Origin of the sequence: Rhizobium leguminosarum, assembly GCF_001679785.1 — a bacterium.
Lineage (GTDB): Bacteria > Pseudomonadota > Alphaproteobacteria > Rhizobiales > Rhizobiaceae > Rhizobium > Rhizobium leguminosarum_R.
In genome coordinates this window covers 4,235,734-4,256,388 of sequence record NZ_CP016286.1, presented here as the reverse complement: position 1 = coordinate 4,256,388, position 20,655 = coordinate 4,235,734, and the positions used below count along the sequence as shown (strand labels likewise).

Genomic DNA, 20,655 nt, shown 5'->3' with positions numbered 1-20,655 from the left:
CAAAACCAGCTCTGTTATGCAGTGAAGCGCCCGGCCACCGGCGGCTTCTTGTAGCCGATCATCCACAGAAGCAGCGCGATCACCAGGAAAACGGCAAAGGCCGGCTGGAGCATCAGCCACTGGAAGATGAGCGTGTAGAAACGCGGGTGGATATAATAGGAAAGGGAGGATTGCAGCGACGTCAGCGTTGTCGGGCTGACATCCTGCCAGGCATCGGAGATGGGCGTCATCACCACGGAGGACGCCGCAACCGATTGGATCGAATCGATGGTCCCGGCAATAACGGCCGCCGCAAGCGCGACAAGACTCGCCAGACGCAACAGGAAACGCATCAATTCCTCCGACGCTCGATATGCCGGACAATTCCGGCCGGCCGCGCCATTCTCCACCTTAGAGAATTACATAGTCATCGATGAGGTGAAGCACAATGGAGTGGTCGAGGCGAGTTTTATCGGAAGAAGTCAAAAAACTGTTAGATTTCGGTTGATCGGCAAAAATTCATCGGTATATATCGCGCCGTTCCGACGATTTGCTCCTACCCTGGGCGCGAACGCCAAAAAAGGACAGGTGGCCGAGTGGTTTAAGGCGCACGCCTGGAACGCGTGTGTACGTGAAAGCGTACCGTGGGTTCGAATCCCACCCTGTCCGCCATTTCTCTTTAAAACCCCCGATCCTTCCTTCGCACGGCCGTGGGCCAGCCTTCGTGACGATCTATTGTGTGTGGCAGCAGCCTCAACGCCCCTGCCGAGATTCCCGGACTTGCAGATATTGGAATGCCCGGCGGCGGCTCAGCATGATCACGACTAGCGCGTCGGCCCGAAAATCGGAATCGATTCGGGCCGACGCGTAGATTCAGAGCGTGCAGCGTCCTTTGCGCGTCTGAAAAGACGTGCGGCGCTGTAGGCCCTATTCGAAAATTTCCGAGACGCTCGTCGCTGCGACCGCATTCCCTTGACGTCCTCCGTTTGGAGGCCGCGGAGCCTCGGAACTCAGCAGTTTGCGAGCCAGGACGATCGAAACGTAGCACAGTCCGAATGTCGACGCCCATTGGCAAATCACCAGTATTGCCAAAGCGATGAGGTTCAGTTTTCCGTCCGAGAAGATGCTATCGGCTGTGTATGACATCGATGTTGCTGCCGTCATCAATATCAAAGCACCGATGAAGGGAAGAAACAGTCCGGCAAACAGCCGTAAAAAGGTGGGAACCAAACCGCGTTTCCCCCGGCTGAAGGCAGCTGAAAGCCCGCTTTTAGAGCCCGCAATTCCGGCAATAGGCCAGGTTCCGACAAGGGCAAGGAGCAGCGGAAGGATCATTGCGATTACCGCAAGACATAAGAGTAGAAATGCGTTCCTTGATAGAGAAGCGGCGCCGAATGCGACAGGGGCACCAATCCCGATTCCAATGACGACGAGGATGATAAGCAAGTTCTTCCAGATGTAGCCACCAAACCCACGCATGCCGCTGGTCAAGTTTGAAACTTTCCCGTCTCCATTTAATATTGCATTCTGAATGAAGAATCCAAAAGACAAAGAAACGAAAAATTGCGCTGAATTACTTTTGTTTCCACCGCTGTAATCATCAAAAGCCACCAATGCGCAATTGGCTGCAACAACAACACATACAAAAGACAGATTACGTCTTACAAAAGAAATCGCTTCACCGAACATTGCACCCCTGCCATCCCTCGCCTCTGGATGGAAGATATCGTCATTAAACATGGTGCTGTCAAACGTTGATCTTTCTTTTCAGCAAGTTCTCATACCGAACCCTGCAGAAGCCATCTCGGCCGTGTCGAGGTGTGGCGACGGTACCCGATTGACGTCCCGACGACCTAAGATTCCTGATTTTTTACCATGCCGCTTCACCGCGTCTTTGCACGTTTGGGTTTATCTTTCTGCCAAACCAAAAAACGGAGATTAAACAGGTGGAAGAACTTTCGGTCAAATCGAAGATCATCAAAACCGTCTATTTCAGCCAGGAAGACGGGCGGCTCAGGATTTGTTTCAAGAATGGCGAGGAACGTCTGTTCGAAGGCGTTCCCTCCTCGGAAGCCCATGCGATGACGGTGGCGCCGTCTCCCGGCCATTATTATCTCGACCGGATCAGAACCCGGTTTCGCAGATTGGCGGCCTGAAAACCCGAGCCGATACCGCCGCTCGCATTGCGGGATTGTGCGAGATCGGGACGAGGCCGGTGGATATTAACCGGCTGTTAGCCCTTAATATCATCGGGGTTGGATCGCCGCTGTCGGAAAGCGGCAATTTGTCGGCGCTGCCGGCCTGTTCAAGATCGGCCAGCCGGGAGGCTCGGCGGCGGACCCCAGCCAGGAAGCCGAGCCTCCCCGTCATGGGTGCTCGTGGACCGTGATGGCGAGAGGCAGGGCGGCTCTCGGACGCCGCCATGTTCAGCTTGTCTGATGAATGATCCGGAACGGCTGCGGCCTCATCATCCCCTCAACTAGCGAATTGGGGTTAATCCTGTGAAAAACCCGAATTGCCGCATCCGGACTCGACAATGCTTTATTAGAATGATTGCATAAATCGGGATAAAGTCGGGGGTAATGATGTTCGAGAATCTGATTGAGATGCAGGAGCGTGGCGCACGGGACCGTGCGCGTGGCCGCAGTCTGGCCGACAATCCGATGTCGAAGCCGGATATCCTGCCGATCGCCGATTTTCAGGAGTGGTACTCGATGTTTGACGCCTGGCGCTTCGGTTGGTCGATCGAAGATGCGATGGCGGGGCACATCAATATGCCCCGTGATAGCGGCACATTGGCCCAGACCTACACCAGAACGGTCTGATCGATCCTGTCCTCGGCGCCGAAGAATTTCAGGTAGCGTTCGACCTCGGCCGGGTCGCCGGTCGCCTTCTGCGGGTTGTCGGAGAGCTTCACCGCCGGACGGCCGTTGGCGTCGCTGACCTTGCAGACGACGGAGATCGGGTTGAGGCCGGAGATCTCGATCGGCGCGCAGCCGGAAAAATCGTTCGTCAGGTTCGTGCCCCAGCCGAAGCTCATGCGCACGCGGCCTTCGAAATGCCGGTAGGTATCGATGATGGCGTCGACATCGAGGCCGTCGGAGAAGATCAGCAGCTTCTGGCGCGGATCGCGGCCCATCTTCTTCCACCAGTCGATAATCTTCTCGCCGCCTTCGATCGGCGGGGCACTGTCCGGGCGGAAGCCGGTCCAGTCTGCGACCCATTCCGGCGCGTCGCGCAGGAAGGCGGCGGTACCGAAGGCATCCGGCAGGACGATCAGAAGGTTGCCGCCATAGAGCTTGTTCCAATCGCGCAGGATCTTGTAGGGCGCGTTGCGCAACTGCTCGTCGGTTTCGGCAAGGGCGGCAGCCACCATCGGCAGCTCGTGAGCATTGGTGCCGACGGCCTCGAGATCGGAATCCATAGCCAGCAATACGTTGCTGGTACCGGCAAAGGCCGGGCCGATGCCTTCCTTCAGCGCCTCGACGCACCAACGCTGCCAGAGGAAACTGTGCCGGCGGCGGGTGCCGAAATCGGAGATACGCAGACCCGGCAGTTCCTTCAGCCGTTCGACTTTCGACCACATCTTAGCCTTGGCGCGAGCATAGAGCACATCGAGGGTGAATGGACCGAGCGCCTTCATCGCCGAGCGCGAGCGCAGCTCGTTGACGATGGCGAGCGCCGGGATTTCCCACATGGTGGTTTCCTTCCACGATCCGTGGAAATCCAGCACATACTGGCCGTCCTTCTTCGACAGCTCGTATTCGGGAAGCTGGAAATTGGAAAGCCAGGCAAGGAATTCCGGTTCGAAGATCTGCGCACGGCCGTAGAAGCTGTTACCCGCAAGCCAGATCATTTCCTTCTTGGAAAGTCTCAGCGTGCGGGCATGATCGAGCTGTTCGCGCAGCTCGCCTTCGTCGAGCTCCTCGGCCAGACGCACCCGCTTGGTGCGGTTGATGAGGGTGAAGGAAGCATTCACGTCTGGATAAAGCTTCCAGATCATCTGCAGCATCAAAAGCTTGTAGAAGTCGGTATCGATCAGACTGCGGATGATCGGATCGAGTTTCCAGGCGTGATTGTAGACGCGTCTTGCGATATCGGTCCTGGCCATCAAACTCCCGCCCCTGTCCACTCCGGTCAGGTGCTGCCAAATCCCCGGGTACTGCCAAGTTCCCAGCCGGCGCACAAAACCGGCTCGTGCGCCTTCTTATCGAAAAATCGGCGACTAAAGTCCAGACAAAACAATAAGCGTCCCGCCGTAGTGTGGCGGCGGGACGGGAACATGGTCTTTGCTCAAGATTATTGGGCCGGCGTTGCGGGCGCCACATTCGGAGCGGCCGGCGTGGTGTTCGGCGTTTCGGTCGGAACGGCCGTCCCGTTCTGCAGCGCCGGCGCGGGAGCCGGAGCAGGCTGCTGCGACTGGAGCTGCTGACCCGGCTGTTGCGGTGCCACTTCGTCTGCCTCGCGATTACCCCAGATTTCGACCGGGATCCAGACTACGAAGGCAAGCACCAACGCGACGATCAGCACCGTCAGGATGCGATAACCCATGCGTCCCTGCCTTGCCTTCACCGGCGGGATCTGCTCCTCCTTATGAAGCTTGCCATCCGACTTTTCCCAGCGTGTATCGGTCTGATGGGCCATCATCGTCTCCTTCCGCTGTCTTGACGGGCCGATCCGGCCGCGAAGAATTTCCGCAGAAGAAACGGGTGGCTGTCTGGAAGGTTCCGAAAGCTCAATAGCCGGCGGCGCGGTCGACCACGAATTGCAGCGGCTCGCCGCGCTCGAAACGGGCGATCTGCGTCTCGACATGACGGAACAGCGCGTTTTCTTCGGAGACGGCCGCGTCGTGCGGCGTGATGAAGACGTTCTGCAATTCCCACAACGGGTTGTCCGGTGCAAGCGGCTCGGCCTCGAAGACATCGAGGGAAGCGCCGCCGAGGGTGCCGTCACGGATGGCGGACACGATATCGGCCTCGACCTGGCTCTTGCCGCGGCCGGCATTGATGAAGACCGGCTTCCCGAGCGCGCCGTTGCGGCGCAGCTTCGCAAATAGCCGGGCGTCATGGAAGCCTGATGTTTCAGGCGTCAGCGGCAGCAGGCCGACGAGGATGTCGGTCCTTGCGAGGAAATTATCCAACTCGCTGGCATCGAAGGTTTCGACGCCATCGATCTGCTTGCGGCTGCGTGACCAGCCGATGACGTTGAACCCCATCACTCTCAGCTTGGCGACCGCATCCTGCCCGAGAATGCCGAGGCCCATGACGCCGACCGTCACTTCTGCTGCCTCCGGCGCGATCAGCTTGGCCCACTCACGCTGCCGCTGGTGGGTGTCATGGGCGTATTGCCCGCGCAAATGCATCAGGCATTGCATGACCACCCATTCGCTCATGCGGGTCGTCAGGCTGCGGTCGACGAAGCGCACGATCGGGATCTCAGGCAGGCCGTCCAAGCCGATGATATGGTCGACGCCGGCGCCTCCCGAGAAGATCACTTTCAGGTTCGGCGCCCGCGCGAAAAGGTCGGCATCCGGTTTCCAGAGAAGCGCGTATTCGACCTCGCGGAGATCGCGAGTCCGATTGCCCGGATCGGCGATATTGATGCTGCCGCGGTCGGCAAAGGCGCTCTTCAGCACGCGGGCGATGCCTTCGGGATTGAACTTGATATCGACGAGAACGGGAGGACGGGTGGGCATGATCTTCTTTTATTGCTGTACGGCGGGTGTCGGCACCGCCTCGATGTTGAAAGCGGCGGCCATCAGCGCCCTTGTGTAATCGGCCTTCGGCGCGCGGAAGATTTCCGCTGACGGGCCCTGCTCCACTACCTTGCCGAAACGCATGACGATGACGTCGTTGGCGAGCGCCTTCACCACCTTCAGGTCGTGGCTGATGAAGAGATAGGCGAGATCGTGCTTCTTCTGCAGATCGCGCAGGAGATCGACCACCTGGGCCTGCACGCTCATGTCGAGCGCGGAGGTCGGCTCGTCGAGCATGACGAAGCGCGGCTTCAGTACCATGGCCCGGGCAATGGCGATGCGCTGGCGCTGGCCGCCGGAGAATTCGTGCGGGTAACGCCAGCGGGTCAGGGGATCGAGACCCACCTCCTCCAGCGCCCAGCAGACGCGCTGGTCGCGTTCTTCTGATGTCAGCGAGCGCTCATGCACCTTCAGCCCTTCGGCGACGATGTCGCCGACCGACATGCGGGGGCTCAGCGATCCATAGGGATCCTGGAAGACGACCTGCAGCTGGTTGCGCAGCGGCCGCATCTCGCTGAATGAATAGCCGGCTATATCCTTGCCGACAAAGGCAATTCGCCCTTGCGAGGAGATCAGCCGGGTGAGCGCCAGGCCGAGTGTGGTCTTGCCGGAACCGGATTCGCCGACGACGCCGAGCGTCTGGCCGGCGCGCAACGAAAGATCGATGCCATCGACCGCCTTCACGTGATCAACGACGCGGCGCATCAGCCCTGATTTGATCGGGAACCAGACGCGGATATCGGAACCTTCCATCACCAATGGTTTCGACGGATCGGCCAGCGGCGGCTCGCCACGTGGTTCGGAAGCGAGAAGGTGGCGGGTATAGTCGTGCTTGGGATTGGCGAAGACCTCCGCGACCGTCCCGGTTTCGACAATCTTGCCCTTGGTCATGACGCAGACGCGATCGGCGAATTTTCGGACGATGCCGAGATCATGGGTGATGAACAGCAGCGACATGCCGTGGACGGCCTTCAACTGCCGGAGCAATTCGAGTATCTGCGCCTGCACGGTGACGTCAAGCGCCGTGGTCGGCTCGTCGGCGATCAGCAGCTCCGGCCGGTTGGCGAGCGCCATGGCGATCATGACGCGCTGGCGCTGGCCGCCTGACAGTTCGTGCGGATAGGCCTTCAACCGCTTTTCCGGTTCGCGGATGCCGACCTGGTTCAGCAACTCCAGCACGCGCTCACGCGCCGGCTGGCCGGTAAGGCCTTGGTGCAGAGCGAGGATCTCGGCGATTTGCTTCTCGATCGTATGAAGCGGATTGAGCGAGGTCATCGGCTCCTGGAAGATCATGGTGATGTCGTTGCCGCGCACTTCCCGCAGGGCCCGCTCCGACGCCTTCAAAAGGTCCTTGCCCTTGAAGAGGATTTCGCCGGAGGGGTGGCTTGCGGAGGGGTAAGGCAGAAGCCGCAGGATCGAATTGGCCGAGACCGACTTGCCGGAGCCGGATTCGCCGACGAGCGCCACGACCTCGCCTTTGGCGATATCGAAAGAAATGTGATCGACAGCGAGCGAGGTTTCGCCGCCCTGATGAAAGGCAACAGAGAGATCGCGGACGGAAAGGAGCGGTTCTGTCATTCGGGCAGACTTTTCAGGAGGGAGGAAAGAGTGGGCTCATCCGGACGAAGAATGGTCAAGGGCCGAGCTTCCGCTGTCCGCCCATATCTCTGATGCGTGAGCCGGTATTCGTCCTTTATTCCCCGATCGTCCGTCAGGATATGCGAACAGTTTGCGCCGATGGCCGTCGATAGATGAATGGCGTCCAGTAATTTCAGGCTGCCATATTGAGACCGCAGGACAGCAGCATATCGAAGCGTGGGTGGAACGATCGGGAGCACTTCAAGCCAGCTGCTCGTCAGGATCAGCCCTTCATACGCATCGATCAGGCTGTCGTCATTCTGACGATACGGTGTCACCAGAAGCTCGGACAGCGTGAGCTCACTCGTCACGAATCTCGGCTCGGCATCAGCATCGCCGGCGGCAAGCAGTTGAGCGAGGCGATCACTCGTCTCGTCCCGCCTCTCGAATGCCATGATGAAAATATTCGTGTCGAGATAAATTCTACTGACACCTTGCATCAATCGTCCCATTCATCCCGCAGCCGGCGAATTCTGGCGACCGCTTCCTCGGCAGTCACCGACGGCCTGTCTTCCGCTTTTATGCGCCGAATGGCGGCGAGGGTTTCGCCTGTGGTCATCGGCTTCCGCTCAATCTTCGGCAGGATTCTGAAACCGGGAAAAGGGTCTCTCCCCTCGCCCTTGGCTTCCTCCTCGATCACCACCCGCACCATGGCGTCTTTCTCCAGGCCCTTTCGGAGTTCTTCCGGCAGCTTCGATGCAGGATAATGCTCAAACACGATCTTGTTCATCGGCCTGTGCCTCAAAAGTTGCGTCATACCTAACCTTAGTCTGAACGCCTGGAAATGACGAGATGACTCCAATCATTGAAACGTCTTCCTCGGATCGAAAGCATCGCGCACGGCTTCGCCGATGAAGATCAGCAGGGAAAGCATGATCGACATGGTGAAGAAGGCCGTCAGCCCGAGCCACGGCGCCTGCAGGTTGGTCTTGCCCTGGGCGATCATCTCGCCGAGCGAAGGGGAGCCGGGCGGCATTCCGAAGCCGAGGAAATCGAGCGAAGTCAGCGTCGTGATCGATCCGGATAGAATGAAGGGCAGGAAGGTCAGCGTCGCGACCATGGCGTTCGGCAGCATGTGCCGCCACATGATGGTGCGGTTGTTGACGCCGAGCGCGCGGGCGGCGCGGACATATTCGAAATTACGGGCGCGCAGGAATTCGGCGCGCACGATGCCGACGAAACCGACCCAGGAAAAGAGCAGCATGATGCCGAGCAGCACGAAGAAGCCTGGCGGCAGAATGGCGGCGATGATCAGCAGGATGTAAAGCACCGGCATCGACGACCAGATTTCGATGAGACGCTGCAGCAGGAGGTCGGTCCAGCCGCCGAAATAGCCCTGCACCGCACCTGCCGTGACGCCGATGATCGCCGAGCAGATGGTGAGCGCCAGGCCGAAGAGCACCGATATGCGGAAACCATAGATGACGCGGGCGAGCACGTCTCGGGCCTGGTCATCGGTGCCGAGCCAGTTGAGATTGCCGAGGGTGCAGGCGGGATCGTTCATCCCTTGCGGATAGCCGGCGCAACGCTCCTCTTTCGTCATCAGCCAGAACGGGGCGGTCGGCGCCGAATGCGGAATGTTCGAATTGACCGAGCGGTAGGAATAACGGATCGGCGGCCAGATCATCCAGCCGTTGGCGTTGATCTCGTCGGCAATGACGGAGGAGCGGTAGTCGGTTTCTGCGAGGAAGCCGCCGAACTTCTCCTCGGGATAGTCGATCAGCACGGGAAACAGGATTTCGCCCTTGTAGGAGGCGATGACCGGCCGGTCGTTGGCGAGGAATTCTGCAAACAGGCTGAGCCCGAACAGCAGCAGGAAAAGCCACAGCGACCAGTAGCCGCGGCCGTTCGCCCGGAAATTCTTCCAGCGACGGATGTTGGTCGGCGACAGCAGCCCCTTGCGCGGCGGCTTGACGGGGGTTGCAGTGACAGGATTTGCGGCGGCGTCCATCAGACATCCCTCCGCTCGAAATCGATGCGCGGATCGATCCAGGTGTAGATCAGGTCCGAAATCAAGCTGACGAACAGACCGAGCAGCGAGAAGATGTAGAGTGTGGCGAAGACGATCGGATAATCCCGGTTGACCACAGAGAGATAGCCGAGACGGCCGAGGCCATCGAGCGAGAAGATATTTTCGATCAGCAGCGATCCGGTGAAGAAGGCGGAGATGAAGGCGCCGGGGAAACCGGCGATGATGATCAGCATGGCATTGCGGAAAATATGGCCGTAAAGCACCTGCCGCTCATTCAGACCCTTGGCGCGGGCGGTGACGACATACTGCTTCTTGATTTCCTCGATGAAGGAATTCTTGGTCAGCAAGGTCGTCGTCGCGAAGGCTGCAAGCGAAAGCGAGATCAGCGGCAGGGTGAGGTGCCAGAAATAATCGAGCGGCTTCTGCCACCAGGCGAGCTGATCGAAATTGTCGGAAACCAGGCCCCGCAGCGGAAACCAGTCGTAGAAGGAGCCGCCGGCGAAAAGCACGATCAGCAGAATGCCGAAGAGGAAGCTCGGGACGGCGTAGCCGACGACGATGACGCCCGAGGTCCAGACGTCGAAGGTCGATCCGTCCTTGACCGCCTTGCGAATGCCGAGCGGGATGGAAATCGCATAGGAGAAGATCAGGATCCAGATGCCGAGCGAGATCGACACCGGCAGCTTCTCCTTGATGAGGTCGAGCACGGAGGTGTTGCGGAAGAAGCTCTCGCCGAAATCGAAGCGGATGTAATTCCACATCATCTCGCCGAAACGCGTCAGCGGCGGCTTGTCGAAGCCGAACTGTTTTTCGAGCTTGGCGATCAGTTCAGGATCGAGCCCTTGGGCGCCGCGATATCTGGAGCCTTCGTCCCCTCCTCCGTCACCCATCAGGTCACCGCCACCGGACAGGCGCTGATCGGCGCCATCGGCCTGGCCGGTCAATTGGGCGATCACCTGCTCGACCGGGCCACCCGGCGCGAATTGAATGACGATGAAGGAAATCGCCATGATGCCGACGATGGTCGGGATCATCAGAAGCAGGCGGCGAATGACATAGGCGCCCATCAGCCTTCAGCCTCCGGAAATCTTCTTCTTGTCTGCCTGCCGTCCAGTCCGATGCTGCTCAATCCGCCAGCCTTCCCTTGCCGGCCGTACCGGCTTGTCGTGATTCGCTTGCGCCATTTGGAGCCGAGGCCGCCTTCAATGCAAGCCCGCTCATTTCGCCGAGGTCGACCACCAGGCATCGGGGAAGCCCAGGCTATAGGCCGGGAATTCGGCGGGATGGGTGATCGTGTTCCAATAGACGATGTTCTGGGTACCGCGGTAGAACAGCGGGATGACGTAGTGGTTTGCAAGCAGTACCCTGTCCATCGCCTTGATCGCCGCGACCTGTTCATCGCGGTTCGGCGCGAAGATGATCATGCGGATGAGCTCATCGACAGCCGGATTGGCAATGCCTGCGTAATTTTGAGACCCCTGCTGATTGACCGAACCGGAGCCCCAATAGTCGGACTGTTCGTTGCCAGGGTTCATCGTCTGCGCCCAGACATTCCAGATCATGTCGTAATCGAAGCTGCGTTCGCGATTGACGGCCTGCGAGGCGTCGACCGTCCGCACGCGCGCATCTATGCCGATTTTCTTGAGATTGCTGGCATAGGGCACCGCCCAGCGCTCCAGCATGGGGCTCGACAAGAGGATCTCGAAACTCATTGGCTCGCCAGTCTTGGTATTGACCATGCGATTGCCCTTCAGCTCCCACCCCGCTTCCTTCAGAAGCGCAATAGCCTTGCGGAGATTGTCGCGGCTTTTCTGCGGGTCGCCGCCGACGGGATTGGTATAGGGCGTCGTGAAGACCTCGGGCGGAACCTTGTCCTTCATGCCCTGCAGTATTTCCAACTCACGCCCCTGCGGCAGGCCGGAGGAGGCGAGCTCGGTATTCCAGAAATAGCTGTCGATACGCTTGTAGCTGTTGAAGGCAACCGTGCGGTTCAACTCCTCGAAGTCGAAACCGTAATTCAGTGCCTCGCGTACCCGCTCATCCTTAAAGAGGTCACGCCGCATATTGGGCACGAGAGCCTGCAGGATTCCGGTGGCGCGCAGCGGATTTGCGACCTCTTCCTTCTGGACGCGTCCTTCCTTCACCGCGGGAAAATCATATCCCGTCGCCCAGCGAGCGGCCGTGGTCTCCTGCCAATAGTCGCTATTGCCAGCACGAAACGCTTCGAACTCGACATCCCGATCACCAAAATAGGTGTAGATGACATTGCGGAAATTGTTCTGGCCGACATTCACATTGAGGTCCTTGCCCCAATAGTCATCGCGCAATTCGTAGCGGATCGTCGCGCCGGGCGAGAAGGATACGATCTTATACGGTCCCGAACCCATCACGGGCTCGAGCGTCGTCTTTGAGATATCGCGTGGCTTGCCGTCCGGTCCCTGCGCCTCCCACCAATGTTTCGGCACGACCACCAACTGGCCGAGAATATTCGGGAGCTCCCGGTTGTTCTTCTCGTCGAAAGTGAAGGTGACGTCGCGATCACCGGTCTTTTCGGCCTTCACCACGTGCCGGTAGTAGTTCGCGGTAAGGGGGTTTAGCTCCATGGTCTTGTCCAGGCTGAAGATGACATCCTCGGGCGTTACCGGCTGACCATCTGCCCATTTTGCCTCCTTACGCAGGCGAAAGGTTGCGCTCGAGACGTCGGCGGGGAAGGACAGCCCTTCGGCGAGCAAGCCGTAGGAGACAAGCAGCTCGTCATCTGCCGCCTTCATCAAGGTGTCGTAAACGAGCGTCAGGCCTACTCCCACTTGGCCTTTGGCAAGTACCGGGTTGAAGGTGTCGAAGGCGCCGCTCGCGGAGAGGCGCAGGTCTCCACCCTTCGGGGCATTAGGGTTCACATAGTCGAAATGAGTAAAGCCCGGCTTGTACTTCATCTCGCTGATGACCGAGCTTCCGATCTGAAACGGCTGGCCCTCAGCCAATGCCGTCCGCGGCGCCAGAACACCCGCAAGCGACAGAAACAGACCGATTTTCGACCACAAAGCCGCCATTCCCATTTCCCCTGAATATTGATGGATACGACAATACGAGAAATAGGGGCGAAAAACAGGAGAGAGTCTGGTTTTTGCCGGGCTCGCGAAATTTTGAGCCACCAGCTCCTGTCAAAGGTCAGCTCCTGTCAATGCCTGAGGCGCTGCGGCGTTCCGTCACCGGCCCCTGCTGCGCCCGTCCAGCAAATCATCGATTCACCAAAATCGCTTTTCAGGATAGATTCGAGTGCAAATCACTTCGACATCGAATCAAGGGAACAGCATGGCTTTCGGCTTCGCCCAGGCTTTCAGGACATTAGGCACACTGGCGCTCGCCGGCGCGATCGGCGCAGGCCTTGCCGTTGGCGACGTCGGCGCTGAGCAGAAGACGCCGAGCCCGGGCAGCGCCAAGGGGCAGTTCGGCGCCGTCGGCCTGCCGACGCAGGGGCCGGCACAGCCGATCGGCTTTTACGCAAAGGGCTGCATGACGGGTGCGGTGGCGCTGCCGACCGACGGGCCGACCTGGCAGGCGATGCGGCTTTCGCGCAACCGTCGCTGGGGCAATCCGGCCATGATCGCGCTCTTGGAGCGGTTTTCGCAGGATGCGGTCAAATATGCCGGCTGGCCGGGCATCCTTGTCGGCGATATCGCGCAACCACGCGGCGGGCCGATGCTCAACGGCCATTCCTCGCACCAGATTGGCCTCGATGCCGATATCTGGTTTAGCCCGATGCCGGCGCGCCGCATGACGGCCGAGGAGCGCCAGTATCTGCCCTTCACCACCATGCTGCAGAAGGGCAAGTTCCTGACCGTCGACCCTAAGGTGTGGACGCAATCGCACGCGCGGCTTTTGATGCTGGCGGCGAGCTATCCCGAAGTGGAGCGCATCTTCGTCAATCCGGCGATCAAGAAGAAGATGTGCGACACCTGGGCCGGCGACCGCACCAACCTTGGTAAGCTCCGGCCAATATACGGCCATGACTCGCATTTCCACATCCGCATCAAATGCCCGCCGGGCGCTGCCGGATGCACGCCGCAAGCTCCTGTTCCCGCCGGCGACGGCTGCGACAAGTCGCTCGCCTATTGGTTCACGCCGACGCCTTGGGCGCCGCCGAAACCGCCCAAGCCCGGCGCCAAGCCGCCGAAGCCGCCGCGTGAGATGATGGTCACCGATCTGCCCAACGCTTGCGCCGCCGTGCTCAATGCCGCTTCCGTTGCTTCGATGCAGGCCGCCACCTATGGTGGACCCTCCGCCGCAAGCGCACTCGCCGCCGCTCCGGCAGCCGCGTCGGCTGAGGGCACCGATGGCGCGTTACCGGATGTCGGCCCGGTTCCGAACGACAAGCCGGCGATCCAATGAAGGGGCGGATGCTCTGTCTTTCAAATCGCAAATTCTTGGTATACAGCGGTCAAATCGATTGAATTGTTGGGGCGGAGATTCACTTCATGGCCGGCGGCAAATGCCTTGCGCTGATCGCGCATGACCAGAAGAAGGACGACATGGCGGCGTTCGCCCGCGCCAACCGGGACATTCTCTCGCGCTGGAAGATCGTCGCCACGGGCACGACCGGCGGGCGGGTGCTCGACGCCGCTCCCGATCTTGACGTTGTCAGGCTGAAAAGCGGGCCGCTCGGCGGCGACCAGCAGATCGGCGCGCTGATTTCGACCGGCGAGGTCGACGCCCTGATCTTCTTCGTCGACCCTTTGACGCCGATGCCGCACGATGTCGACGTGAAGGCGCTGATGCGGCTGGCGATCGTCTACGATATTCCGATGGCGCTCAACCACGCGACCGCTATAAAACTTCTTCCTACACTTAAAGCCTGATCAGCACGGAACCGGCCATGCCAAAACCGAACAACAGCACCGCTCCGCTGCCTTTCCCGATCCTGATCGGCGATATCGGCGGCACGAATGCCCGCTTCTCCATCCTGACCGATGCCTATGCCGAACCGAAGCAGTTTCCGAACGTGCGCACGGCTGATTTCGCCACGATCGACGAAGCGATCCAGCAAGGCGTGCTCGACAAGACCGCCGTGCAGCCGCGCTCGGCGATCCTGGCCGTCGCCGGCCCGATCAACGACGACGAGATCCCGCTGACCAATTGCGACTGGGTGGTGCGGCCGAAGACGATGATCGAGGGCCTCGGCATGGAGGATGTGCTCGTCGTCAACGATTTCGAGGCGCAGGCGCTGGCAATCGCCGCGCTTTCGGATGAAAACCGCGAACGCATCGGCGACGCCACCGGCGACATGATCGCCTCCCGCGTCGTGCTCGGACCGGGCACCGGCCTCGGCGTCGGCGGGCTCGTGCATGCCCAGCACAGCTGGATCCCGGTTCCCGGCGAAGGTGGCCATGTCGATCTCGGGCCGCGCAGCAAGCGCGATTATGAAATCTTCCCGCATATCGAGACGATCGAAGGCCGCGTTTCGGCTGAGCAGATTCTCTGCGGGCGCGGCCTCGTCAACCTCTATCACGCCATCTGCGTGGTCGACGGCATCGAGCCGACGATGAAGGATCCCGCCGACATCACCTCGCACGCGCTTGCCGGCAGCGACAAGGCAGCCATGGAGACCGTCTCGCTGTTTGCCACCTATCTCGGCCGCGTGGCGGGTGACATGGCGATGGTGTTCATGGCGCGCGGCGGCGTCTATCTCTCAGGCGGGATTTCGCAGAAGATCATCCCGGCGCTGAAGAAGCCGGAATTCCGCATCGCCTTCGAGGACAAGGCGCCGCATACGGCGCTGCTTCGCACCATCCCGACCTATGTGGTGACGCATCCGCTGGCAGCGCTCGCCGGGCTTTCCTCCTATGCGCGCATGCCGGCGAATTTCGGCGTCTCGACGGAAGGCCGCCGCTGGCGGCGCTAACCTCGGCATGCAAGGCAATAGAGCGTTCTTGGCGCGTCCCATCTGGACGCGCGGCGCTCTAGCCAAACCGGTCCCAACTCTTTATAGACCCCGGCAAAAGTGCGTGTCGCCCTCGCGGGGCGCTTGGCCCGAGACAGGAAACCCTATTTGGAAGCGGCGGAAAGCAGAACGCAGAGCGTCAGCAGCGATACCGTAACCGGCATCCTGAAGCGCATCATCGCTGAAAACGGCCGCGACCATCTGTGGGGCTATGTCTTTGCGATCGCTTGCCTCATCGTGGTGGCGCTTTCGACGGCGTTTACCGCCTGGATCATGCGGGCAATCATCGACGAGGCCTTCGCCAATCGGCGCGCCGACGTCGTCTGGATCATCTGTCTTTCGATCTTCATCGCCTTCGTGCTGCGCGGTTTTGCAAGCTATGGCCAGGCGGTGGCGCTTTCCAGGGTCGGCAACGATATCGTCGCCCGTTACCAGCGCCGGCTCTATGCGCATCTGATGACGCTTTCGGTCGGCTTCTTCAGCGAGGCGCGCTCGGCCCATATCGCCGCGCAGGTGAGCCAGAATGTCAGCGGCATCCGCGACGTGCTCAACCTGACGATCACCTCGACGGTGCGCGACCTGCTGACCTTCGTTTCGCTGCTCGCAGTGATGATCATCCAGGATCCGCTGCTCAGCCTTGCCGTGTTCATCATGGCGCCGCCGCTACTCTATGCACTGCGCTATGTTTCCAAGCGGCTGCGCTCGGCGACCCGCGAGGCGGTGCATCTGAACAGCCACGTTCTCGGCGCCATGCAGGAGACGATCCAGGGCATCGCCATCGTGAAAGCCTTCACGATGGAAGAAGAACTGGAACGCAAGGTCAACAAGCTCATCAAGGGCGCCGAAAGCCGGGCGAACCGGATTGCCCGGCTTTCCGAACGCACATCGCCGCTGACGGAAAGCTTCGCAGGCTTTGCCGTCGCCAGCGTGCTTGCCTATGCCGCCTACCGCTCGATCTACTTCAATGTGCCGCCTGGCGCCTTCTTCTCCTTCGTCACGGCGCTGCTGCTTGCCTATGACCCGGCCCGCCGGCTTGCCCGCCTGCAGGTGCAGATGGAGCGCGCCGTCGTCAATGCTCGGATGATCTATGAACTGCTCGACATGGAACCGCGCCAGCGGGACCTGCCGGATGCCCGGCCGCTGACGGTGACGCAGGCAAGGATCGAATTCCGCAATGTTTCCTTCGCCTACGGCAATGAGAGCGTGCTCAGCGGCGTCAGTTTCACCGCCGAGGGCGGCGCGACCACAGCGCTGGTCGGTCCCTCCGGCGCCGGCAAATCCACCGTCATCAGCCTCATTCCGCGCTTCTACGATCCGCGCGAGGGCGAAATCCTGATCGACGGACAGGACATCGCCCACATCACCAAGAAGTCGCTGCGCCAGCAGCTCGCCTATGTCTCGCAGCAGCCCTATCTGTTCGAGGGCACGATCCGCGACAATATCCGCTATGGCCGGCCGGAAGCGACCGATGCCGAGGTGGAAGAGGCCGCCCGGCTTGCCTATGCGCATGACTTCATCTCGGCACAGCCGCAGGGTTACGAGACACCGGTCGGTGAGAACGGCGTGACGCTTTCAGGTGGCCAGCGCCAGCGGCTATCGATCGCGCGCGCTTTGGTGCGCAATGCGCCGATCCTGCTTCTCGACGAGGCGACCTCGGCCCTCGACACGGAATCCGAGGCGGCCGTGCAGAAAGCGCTCGACGAAGCGATGAGCGGACGCACCGTCGTCGTCATCGCCCATCGGCTTTCGACCGTGGTGCGGGCCGACAAGATCGTCGTCATGCAGCAGGGTCGCGTCGTCGAGGAAGGCAATCACGAGACGCTTGCGAAGGTCAGCGACGGTCTTTACGCTCGCCTCAACAACCTGCAGAGGCCTTCGGCCTCCGATTCAAACTGATCTGGCGAGACTGACATGAGAGATGCTGCGATGAAACTGGTGGTGGTCGGCGCAGCAGGACGCATGGGGCAGACGCTGATCCGGCTCATCCATTCCATCGAGGGCGTGAACCTGCATGCCGCGGTCGAGCGCGCCGGCTCGCCCTTCGTCGGCAAGGATGCCGGCGAGATCGCCGGTCTCGGCCCGACCGGTGTCATCATCGGCGACGATCCGCTCAACGCTTTTCTCGATGCCGAAGGCGTGCTCGACTTCACCTCGCCTGCCGCAACGGTGGAATTTTCAGGCCTCGCCGCGCAGGCCCGCGTCGTCCATGTCATCGGCACGACGGGCTGTTTACCCGACGACAATGCCAAGATCGCCGCGGCGGCCCGCCATGCCCGCATCGTCAAGTCTGGCAATATGAGCCTCGGGGTCAATCTGCTCAGCGTGCTCGCAGAGCAGGCAGCGCGTGCGCTCGATCCTGATGACTGGGATATCGAGATCCTGGAAATGCACCACAAGCACAAGGTGGATGCGCCTTCCGGCACCGCCCTTCTCTTCGGCGAGGCCGCGGCAAAGGGGCGCGGCATCGATCTTGCCTCGCAATCGGTCCGGGTGCGCGACGGCCATACCGGCGCCCGCGAAGCGGGCACGATCGGCTTTGCGACGCTGCGCGGCGGCTCCGTCATCGGCGAACATTCCGTGCTTTTTGCCGGAGAAGGCGAAATCGTCACCCTGTCGCACAGTGCGGCCGACCGCTCGATCTTTGCGCGCGGCGCCATCAGGGCGGCGCTCTGGGCGCGCGACAAGAAGCCGGGTCTCTATTCCATGCTCGACGTGCTCGGGCTTTCTTCCTCATAACGATACTACGGAGGCATATTCATGAGCGGTACCCTCGTCCTCGTTCGCCACGGCCAGAGTGACTGGAACCTGAAGAATCTCTTCACCGGCTGGAAGGATCCCGATCTGACGGAACTCGGCATCCAAGAAGCCAATGCGGGCGGTGCGGCGCTCGCCGAATACGGAATCAAATTCGACGTCGCCTATACCTCGGTGCTGGTGCGCGCGCAGCACACACTGAAGCTCATCCTCGACAAGGTCGGCCAGCCCGATCTCCTGACGATCCGCGACCAGGCGCTGAACGAGCGCGACTACGGCGACCTCTCGGGCCTCAACAAGGACGATGCGCGCGCCAAATGGGGCGAGGAGCAGGTGCATATCTGGCGCCGCTCGTATGACGTGCCGCCTCCCGGCGGTGAAAGCCTGCGTGACACCGGCGCCCGCGTCTGGCCCTACTACCTCACAGAAATCCTGCCGCGCGTGCTCAGGGGCGAGAAGGTGCTGGTTGCCGCGCACGGCAATTCGCTGCGCTCGCTGGTGATGGTGCTCGACAAGCTCACCCGCGAAGGCGTGCTTGCCCTCAATCTCGCGACCGGCGTGCCGATGGTCTACACGCTGAAGGCGGATTCCACAGTCGCGTCCAAGGAAGTGCTCGGCGACATGTCGGGCGCGCATTGATCAGCCGATCTTTCCCCGCTACGGCGGGGAAAGGCGCTCAGTTCTCGATCGTGAACTGCACCCGGTCGGCCGCGAAGCGGCTGATCGAATATTGTACCGGCACACCCTCAAGGTCGGTATTCATCGCCTTGGCGATCAGAAGGATTGCGCCGGGGGTGAGTTCGAGGTCGGCCATATCGGCCGCACTGGCATGGGCGGCCGTCACCTCTGTCGTGGCGCGCACATAATCCGGCAGGCCGAGTTCGGCGAAAGCCTTGGTGATCGATTCCCCCGTCCGGTAAGCCTCACCGATACCGGCAAAGCGCCTGGCGGGAAACCAGCTCGTCGCCCTTGAAACCGGCCGCTTATCTGCCTGGCGCAATGTTTCCAGGCGGATCACCTGTTCTCCTTGCTTCAGGCCCAGCCAGCGGGCGATCTCGGCACTCGCCTCCTCCTTCGCCTCATCGAGCAGAAGGCCGCGCATTTCACGGGCCTGATCGCCGATGCCGGCGGTGAAGCGCGTGCGCCTGGTGATCGGAAAATTTAGCCGCTCCTTGCGCTCGATCAGCGTGCCGCGACCTTGTACCGCACGGACGATACCTTCCTGCGCCAGCGCCGCCAGCGCGCTGCGCACCGTATGCCGGTTGACGCCGAATTGCAGCGCCAGCACGGTTTCCGGCGGCACCATTCCCGTTTCGTCATAGGTTCCGCTGCTGATCGCCTCGCGAATCCGATCGGCGATCTGGCGCCAGAGCGCCACCCCCGTTTGCCTTTGCACCTGCTTCAATCCCGCCATTCCACCCCTGCCCTGCCATTTCACCCCGACGATGTCACACGCTTGTCACGACATCGATTTAGAGCTAAGTGTATCTTGTATGGTTGTCTATATCAATAGACATTTTAAGGGAAGCGGCGATGATATCAGCGGACAGGACAGACGCTGCGTCACAGACGGCATCCGGGCGCAAACGCGCCGCCGATCTGCTGGCGCGGGCGGAGCGCAGCGAACTCTTGGCGGTCTTCGATGCGCTGCCGGAAAAGCCTGTGGCCCATCCGGTGCGCGGACCGGAAACCGGGCTGGTGATGGTGCGCGGACGCATCGGCGGCGGCGGCGCTCCCTTCAACCTGGGGGAAGTGACCGTGACGCGGGCGACCGTCCGGCTCGACTCCGGCTCGGTCGGCCATGCGCAGGCGCTCGGCACCGATCGCGAGAAGGCCAGGCTTGCGGCGATCTTCGACGCGCTCTGGCAGGAGGAAGCGACGAAGGACTTCGTCGAACGGGCCCTGCTTTTACCGATCACTGAGCGGATCGCCGATGCCGAACGCCGCAAGGCGGACGAGACGGCGGCAACCCGCGTCGATTTCTTCACCATGGTGCGGGGAGACAACTGATGGGTCTGAAGACAGAAGCTCTGACCGGCGGCTTTGCCGAGCCGGTCTTCCATGCCCAAAGCGTCTTCAAGATGCTGATGGACGGTATGGCCCGCCCCGGCACGATCCAGACCGTTCAGCCCGATGTCGCTCCGCCGGCACCGCTCGGCATCGCCGCCGGCACGATCGCACTGACGCTTTGCGACCACGACACGCCCGTCTGGCTATCCCAGGGACTGGCGAAATCCGCCGTGCCGGAGTGGCTCGGCTTCCATACCGGCGCGTCGTTGACCACCGAAAAAGCCGAAGCGCGCTTTGCCTTCACCGAGGCCGGCACCGCACTTTCCTCCTTCGGCCTCTTTGCATCAGGTACGCAGGAATATCCCGACCGCTCGACGACCCTCATCATCGAACTCGCCGAACTCGAAGGCGGCCGCAGGCTGGCGCTGATGGGTCCCGGCATCCAGAGCGTGGCGGAGATCGCGCCTATCGGCCTGCCGGAGACGTTCCTGCGGCTCTGGACCGAGAATCGTGCGCTCTTTCCGCGCGGCGTCGACATCGTGCTGGCGGTGGGCAAGCGTTTCCTCTGCCTGCCGCGCACCACCAAGATCACAGCAACGGAGATCTGAG

22 protein-coding genes and 1 tRNA gene are annotated in these 20,655 nt (G+C 61.0%); 11 read left to right on the top strand and 12 right to left on the bottom strand.

Translation table 11 applies throughout. From position 1 onward, the window contains the following. Positions 1 to 14 precede the first annotated feature (14 nt). Positions 15 to 332 (bottom strand): hypothetical protein, encoded by a 318-nt coding sequence (locus tag BA011_RS20665; RefSeq protein WP_003544459.1) that lies wholly within the window; start codon positions 330 to 332, stop codon positions 15 to 17. Positions 333 to 561: 229 nt separating this feature from the next. Here BA011_RS20665 and BA011_RS20660 point away from each other — a divergent pair. Beyond that, positions 562 to 651 (top strand) — tRNA-Ser (locus BA011_RS20660). 255 nt (positions 652 to 906) lie between these two features. On the opposite strand, the gene BA011_RS20655 is transcribed toward BA011_RS20660, so the two are convergent. After that, complete coding sequence (locus BA011_RS20655) at positions 907 to 1,719, bottom strand: hypothetical protein (protein WP_237352497.1); 813 nt, start codon at positions 1,717 to 1,719, stop codon at positions 907 to 909. Positions 1,720 to 1,925: 206 nt separating this feature from the next. On the opposite strand from BA011_RS20655, the gene BA011_RS20650 reads away from it, so the two are divergent. Further along, complete coding sequence (locus BA011_RS20650; RefSeq protein ID WP_041936127.1) at positions 1,926 to 2,135, top strand: KTSC domain-containing protein; 210 nt, start codon at positions 1,926 to 1,928, stop codon at positions 2,133 to 2,135. 429 nt (positions 2,136 to 2,564) lie between these two features. Then, entirely contained in the window at positions 2,565 to 2,804 is a 240-nt protein-coding gene (locus tag BA011_RS20645) for a CrpP-related protein (protein WP_065282612.1), read from the top strand. Here the strand turns inward: BA011_RS20645 and pncB are convergent. The 9 genes from pncB to BA011_RS20600 all read right to left on the bottom strand — a co-directional run bounded on the left by pncB (position 2,786) and on the right by BA011_RS20600 (position 12,394). Next, the gene (gene pncB / locus BA011_RS20640; RefSeq protein WP_003544452.1) at positions 2,786 to 4,090 is read right to left on the bottom strand and encodes a nicotinate phosphoribosyltransferase; all 1,305 of its coding nucleotides are present in this window, start codon (positions 4,088 to 4,090) and stop codon (positions 2,786 to 2,788) included. The two genes, BA011_RS20645 and pncB, sit on opposite strands and share 19 nt — an antisense overlap. Before the next feature lie 188 nt (positions 4,091 to 4,278). Beyond that, positions 4,279 to 4,626, bottom strand: a complete 348-nt coding sequence (locus BA011_RS20635) for a hypothetical protein (protein ID WP_186806471.1) — start codon at positions 4,624 to 4,626, stop codon at positions 4,279 to 4,281. An 88-nt stretch (positions 4,627 to 4,714) separates the two neighbouring features. Then, entirely contained in the window at positions 4,715 to 5,674 is a 960-nt protein-coding gene (locus BA011_RS20630) for a 2-hydroxyacid dehydrogenase (protein ID WP_065281805.1), read from the bottom strand. 9 nt (positions 5,675 to 5,683) lie between these two features. Beyond that, positions 5,684 to 7,312 (bottom strand): ABC transporter ATP-binding protein, encoded by a 1,629-nt coding sequence (locus BA011_RS20625; RefSeq protein ID WP_065281804.1) that lies wholly within the window; start codon positions 7,310 to 7,312, stop codon positions 5,684 to 5,686. Next, complete coding sequence (locus tag BA011_RS20620; protein ID WP_065281803.1) at positions 7,309 to 7,812, bottom strand: type II toxin-antitoxin system VapC family toxin; 504 nt, start codon at positions 7,810 to 7,812, stop codon at positions 7,309 to 7,311. The genes BA011_RS20625 and BA011_RS20620 overlap by 4 nt, the downstream gene beginning before the upstream one ends. Then, a complete protein-coding gene (locus tag BA011_RS20615) occupies positions 7,812 to 8,102 on the bottom strand; it encodes a hypothetical protein (RefSeq protein ID WP_065281802.1) in 291 nt (96 codons plus the stop codon). The genes BA011_RS20620 and BA011_RS20615 overlap by 1 nt, the downstream gene beginning before the upstream one ends. A 72-nt stretch (positions 8,103 to 8,174) precedes the next feature. Next, the gene (locus BA011_RS20610) at positions 8,175 to 9,323 is read right to left on the bottom strand and encodes an ABC transporter permease (protein WP_020052388.1); all 1,149 of its coding nucleotides are present in this window, start codon (positions 9,321 to 9,323) and stop codon (positions 8,175 to 8,177) included. Continuing rightward, positions 9,323 to 10,411 (bottom strand): microcin C ABC transporter permease YejB, encoded by a 1,089-nt coding sequence (locus tag BA011_RS20605; protein WP_017962784.1) that lies wholly within the window; start codon positions 10,409 to 10,411, stop codon positions 9,323 to 9,325. Before BA011_RS20605 ends, BA011_RS20610 begins: the two co-directional genes overlap by 1 nt. Positions 10,412 to 10,561: 150 nt before the next feature. Next, positions 10,562 to 12,394: an extracellular solute-binding protein gene (locus BA011_RS20600; protein WP_065281801.1), complete on the bottom strand. Its 1,833-nt coding sequence runs from the start codon at positions 12,392 to 12,394 to the stop codon at positions 10,562 to 10,564. Between the two features lie 262 nt (positions 12,395 to 12,656). On the opposite strand from BA011_RS20600, the gene mepA reads away from it, so the two are divergent. From mepA to BA011_RS20570, 6 genes are all read left to right on the top strand, one after another. Further along, entirely contained in the window at positions 12,657 to 13,733 is a 1,077-nt protein-coding gene (gene mepA, locus BA011_RS20595; RefSeq protein ID WP_065281800.1) for a penicillin-insensitive murein endopeptidase, read from the top strand. A gap of 86 nt (positions 13,734 to 13,819) precedes the next feature. Further along, positions 13,820 to 14,200: a methylglyoxal synthase gene (locus tag BA011_RS20590; protein ID WP_020052384.1), complete on the top strand. Its 381-nt coding sequence runs from the start codon at positions 13,820 to 13,822 to the stop codon at positions 14,198 to 14,200. A gap of 17 nt (positions 14,201 to 14,217) precedes the next feature. Next, the gene (locus BA011_RS20585; protein WP_065281799.1) at positions 14,218 to 15,243 is read left to right on the top strand and encodes a glucokinase; all 1,026 of its coding nucleotides are present in this window, start codon (positions 14,218 to 14,220) and stop codon (positions 15,241 to 15,243) included. A 147-nt stretch (positions 15,244 to 15,390) separates the two neighbouring features. Beyond that, on the top strand, positions 15,391 to 17,178 hold the full coding sequence (locus BA011_RS20580) for an ABC transporter ATP-binding protein (protein ID WP_017962779.1): 1,788 nt from the start codon (positions 15,391 to 15,393) through the stop codon (positions 17,176 to 17,178). 15 nt (positions 17,179 to 17,193) lie between these two features. Further along, positions 17,194 to 18,018, top strand: coding sequence for a 4-hydroxy-tetrahydrodipicolinate reductase (dapB, locus tag BA011_RS20575; RefSeq protein ID WP_065281798.1), 825 nt, complete (start codon positions 17,194 to 17,196; stop codon positions 18,016 to 18,018). A gap of 21 nt (positions 18,019 to 18,039) precedes the next feature. Continuing rightward, complete coding sequence (locus BA011_RS20570; RefSeq protein WP_065281797.1) at positions 18,040 to 18,675, top strand: 2,3-bisphosphoglycerate-dependent phosphoglycerate mutase; 636 nt, start codon at positions 18,040 to 18,042, stop codon at positions 18,673 to 18,675. A gap of 37 nt (positions 18,676 to 18,712) precedes the next feature. Here BA011_RS20570 and phnF read toward each other — a convergent pair whose 3' ends face one another. Continuing rightward, entirely contained in the window at positions 18,713 to 19,450 is a 738-nt protein-coding gene (gene phnF, locus BA011_RS20565) for a phosphonate metabolism transcriptional regulator PhnF (protein ID WP_065281796.1), read from the bottom strand. A 119-nt stretch (positions 19,451 to 19,569) separates the two neighbouring features. Between phnF and phnG the strand changes: the two genes are divergently transcribed. Together phnG and phnH are read left to right on the top strand one after the other, a co-directional pair. After that, complete coding sequence (gene phnG, locus BA011_RS20560; protein ID WP_065281795.1) at positions 19,570 to 20,046, top strand: phosphonate C-P lyase system protein PhnG; 477 nt, start codon at positions 19,570 to 19,572, stop codon at positions 20,044 to 20,046. Beyond that, positions 20,046 to 20,654 carry a phosphonate C-P lyase system protein PhnH gene (gene phnH, locus BA011_RS20555; protein WP_065281794.1) on the top strand — a complete coding sequence of 203 codons (609 nt, stop codon included), beginning with the start codon at positions 20,046 to 20,048 and terminating at the stop codon, positions 20,652 to 20,654. Before phnG ends, phnH begins: the two co-directional genes overlap by 1 nt. Position 20,655: the final 1 nt, after the last annotated feature.